The organism is Novosphingobium sp. Fuku2-ISO-50 (genome assembly GCF_001519055.1).
Classification (GTDB): domain Bacteria; phylum Pseudomonadota; class Alphaproteobacteria; order Sphingomonadales; family Sphingomonadaceae; genus Novosphingobium.
Genome location: NZ_KQ954300.1, coordinates 89,693 through 91,119 on the forward strand (window position 1 = coordinate 89,693; position 1,427 = coordinate 91,119).

Genomic DNA, 1,427 nt, shown 5'->3' on the forward strand with positions numbered 1-1,427 from the left:
GATCGTGTCCCACGGCGTGGTGTAGCTTATTGAGGCCACCGCCGATTTCGGCATCAGTTTGAGCTGGTCATGCGCCGGGTACAGCCGAGAGCATGACGATGGGATTGTCGCTCACCGGCGCCATGGTTTCAAGCGTCATGTATCGTGCGCGCTGGACGGCCCATTCATCGGACTGTTCCATGAGAATGGCGCCGATCAGGCGGGTGATCGCAGCCTCGTTAGGAAAGATGCCGACGACTTCGGTGCGGCGTTTGATCTCGCCATTCAGGCGTTCGATGGGATTCGTGCTGTGCAACTTGGCGCGATGTTCCTTGGGGAACGTCATGTAGGCCAGCACGTCAGGTTCGGCATCGTCCATCAAAGTGGCGAGCTTTGGCAGTTTTGGTCGCATCTGGTCGGCGACGGCGCGCCACTGCTGGCTGGCGGCCTCGGGTGTTTCCTGTGCGAAGGCGGTGGCGATGAAGGCCGAGACAACGCGGCGCCCGCTCTTGCCTGCATGGGCCAGTGCGTTGCGCATGAAGTGGACGCGGCAGCGCTGCCATGTCGCGCATAGCAGCTTGGAGACCGCTGCCTTGATGCCCTCATGCGCGTCGGAGATCACCAGTTTCACCCCGCGAAGGCCCCGCCGCGTCAGTTTGCGCAGGAACGCGGTCCAGAACGGTTCGGCTTCCGAGGGCCCGATATCCATGCCCAGCACTTCGCGCCGGCCGTCGCTGTTGACGCCAACCGCGATGATCACCGCAACTGAGACAATCCGGCCGCTCTGGCGGACTTTGACGTAGGTTGCATCGATCCACAGGTAGGGCCAGTCGCCCTCGATCGGGCGTTCGAGGAAGGCGTTGACCTTCTCGTCGAGCTCCTCGCACAGGCGGCTGACCTGGCTCTTGGAGATGCCATCCATCCCCAGCGCCTTCACCAGATCATCGACCGAGCGGGTCGAGATGCCGTGCACATAGGCTTCCTGGATCACTGCGGTCAGTGCTCGCTCGGCCATCCGGCGCGGTTCGAGAAAGCCCGGAAAATAACTGCCCTTGCGCAACTTGGGGATGCGCAGTTCGACCGTCCCGGCACGGGTCTGCCAGTCGCGATCGCGATAGCCGTTGCGCTGGACGAGCCGGTCGGCGGATTTCTCGCCGTGCGCGGCGCCCGTCAGACCGCCAACCTCCATCTCCATCAACCGCCCGGCGGCATAGGAGATCATGTCGCGCAAAATATCCGCATCCGGGGCCTTCTCGACCAGCGCGCGCAGGTGCATCATGGAATCGGTCATCGGGGTCTCCACAGGTTCGAGTGTCGCAACCCAAACCTATCCGAAACTCTCGATGGCCACCCGCGCTGCTGGCTGACTGCTACAGCGCTATATCGAAAGCGCGCAGCCAGCCAGCAGCGCTATCGTCATAACCTACACCACGTCCCGGGACGTGACC

The 1,427-nt window shown here is 62.9% G+C and carries 1 protein-coding gene; it reads right to left on the reverse strand.

Translation table 11 applies throughout. The features are described 5' to 3' along the window. Nucleotides 1–67: 67 nt before the first annotated feature. Entirely contained in the window at nt 68–1,270 is a 1,203-nt protein-coding gene (locus AQZ50_RS16905; protein WP_067748023.1) for an IS256 family transposase, read from the reverse strand. Nucleotides 1,271–1,427: the final 157 nt, after the last annotated feature.